This is a genomic window from Candidatus Jordarchaeum sp., from assembly GCF_052745115.1.
On sequence record NZ_JBRAKS010000487.1, the window covers coordinates 1 to 2,238 of the forward strand.

Consider the following 2,238-nt stretch of genomic DNA (forward strand, 5'->3'; position numbering starts at 1 on the left):
AGTTTATATAATATACCTATAAAGCGTTAGTACAGTAATACTTTTTTCAAAAAAAGTATTACTCAATTATGAAGGAAAAATCGGAGAAAAGTATTGGAGGATAAAACATGCATATCCCAGACGGTTATTTAGATCCTACCTTGGTTATAGTGTTTGTAATTGTTTCCTTAGCTTTCATTATTCCCGCCTTTTTTCAGGCTAAAAAGTATCTCGGTACTAAGGCTATCCCTCTTTTTGCAGTGCTTACGGCAGGTGTTTTTGCGTTTCAGCTAATTAACTTTCCGATTGTAGGAGGCACCAGTGGGCATCTCGTTGGTGGCACTCTGATATCCGTTTTTCTGGGTCCCTTCGGGGCTCTCATTTCGATGTCGATAATTCTGCTAATACAAGCTTTCGTTTTCGCCGATGGTGGAATTACAGCTCTCGGAGCAAACATTTTCAACATGGGTGTAATTGGTGGTTTTGTGGGTTACTACCTTTATCTGGGTGTTAGAAAACTTGTTGGAAAAGGAAACTGGGGCATAAGAATAGGTGCTGCTGTGGGTTCCTACTTAGCGATAGTACTTGCCGCACTGGCCTGCGGATTACAGTTGGGTTGGTCCTACACTTTCCCTTATGGATTGCAATACACTGTACCTGCTATGGTTGGATGGCATCTAGTAATTGGAATTGGGGAAGCTATAATCACTGTAACTGTGATAGAGTACGTCATTAGAATGAGACCAGACTTACTAGAGTTACCAAAAATAGGTTTAAAACGACTTTTGTCTTGGAGAACCGAAAAGATGGAAGAAGCTTCAAACCCAGGTGAAAAAAAGGATAATCCAAGAAAAAACTCGAAAAAAAGTATGGAGGTTAAATAGGTTGGGTGCTTGGGAAACGGTAAAAAGAGTTTCCAAGGAGACTTGGAGTCAAAGTTGGTTTAAGTGGGGAGTATTCGCAGGATTGCTTGTGATTGCAGTTTTTCTACCATTAGCTTCGAGCAATCCAGACGGCTTAGAAAAAGTTTCAGAAGACTTAGCCCTCTATAGTGACTTATTGAGTTATTTCACTGGAATTGAATTTAGTGCTTTGCTCCCAATTTATTCATACACCATTTCCTATGCTCTCTTTCCCGACTATTATATTCCACAGCTCTATCCGCTAATTATTTATGAGCTCTACTATAGTTCATTCATTGAGATACCTCAACTTGTGCTCTATCAGTTGGGTGAAGCTTTCAGTGGTGCTAAGTATCTTTCTTCCTTACTTGCGGGAATCACTGGCTTCTTCATAACATTGGGTTCAGCGTGGTTGGTAGGACTCGTATTAAAGAAGAGAGAACCTCCCACCTAACCAACCTCCCCCTTTTTATAACAATTAATCAAAATTATTGATTAATTTATTTATTATTTCACTCACAATAATCTATCAAAAAATATAATGGTCTAATAGGGAATTAGAAATTTAAGGCCTAGCAAAGTATAAATAGTTCTGAAAATTTTTTATATGTAAGAGGTTGAAAATTAGGGGGCTTCTAATAATGAGTGAGAAGAAAAAGAAAAAAGAATACTACTATAAAGGTAAGGAAGTTAAGGCAAAGAAGAAAAAGTAATTTAGATTTTTCTATGAAAAACTTGATATTTTCATATTTTGTCTAAGAAGCGAAGCTTATTTATGTTTTTTAGAAATGAAGGGAAACATTTTCTATCCTTTCTGGGGTCAAAACTTTTTATTTCTCCTAGGCTTAGGGGGATGCAGATTCTGGAGACCATTCCGTGCAGTGAGTAGGGAAGCCTTATGAGCCTCATTTCTCCGCTCGTAACCCAAGGATCAATGGGATACTTCCTAGCCCATTTTTCGCCAAGTTTCTCTCTTTCCCTTTTCTTCATTCTTACCGCTTCCTGATCCATAACGTGGATGTGGAATCCTCTGCCGGAGTACACGAATCGGAACTCCGAGTATTCTCTATTTAGTTCCTCATACAGCTCCAGAGTTTTTTGCCTCACCACTTTGAACTCGTACATGCAGAAGCTGAGCCCTTGGTGTATCTCCATTTTCTTTTCATAGTTTCCGTGATAAGGACAGACCACATTCTCAGGATCAATATCGAAGGCCAGTTCTTGTCCAAGGAAATATTTACAGTCCCAACAATCCTTAGGCTCCTTTCCACACTTACTACACCGTTGTCCGAAACTTACCCCTTTAGGACACCGCCTAAATGGTGTTCGGTTCCTGCTTCATAGGGGAGCACCTGCC

At 39.4% G+C, this 2,238-nt stretch carries 3 protein-coding genes; 2 read left to right on the forward strand and 1 reads right to left on the reverse strand.

What is annotated here, in order from left to right; all coding sequences use genetic code 11:
- Nucleotides 1-107: 107 nt before the first annotated feature.
- Entirely contained in the window at nt 108-863 is a 756-nt protein-coding gene (locus ACUVXA_RS19930) for an energy-coupling factor ABC transporter permease (protein WP_445873041.1), read from the forward strand.
- Between the two features lies 1 nt (nt 864).
- Nucleotides 865-1,335 (forward strand): PDGLE domain-containing protein, encoded by a 471-nt coding sequence (locus ACUVXA_RS19935; RefSeq protein WP_445873042.1) that lies wholly within the window; start codon nt 865-867, stop codon nt 1,333-1,335.
- 290 nt (nt 1,336-1,625) lie between these two features.
- Here the strand turns inward: ACUVXA_RS19935 and ACUVXA_RS19940 are convergent, their stop codons facing one another.
- On the reverse strand, nt 1,626-2,072 hold the full coding sequence (locus ACUVXA_RS19940) for a hypothetical protein (protein ID WP_445873043.1): 447 nt from the start codon (nt 2,070-2,072) through the stop codon (nt 1,626-1,628).
- Nucleotides 2,073-2,238 lie beyond the last annotated feature (166 nt).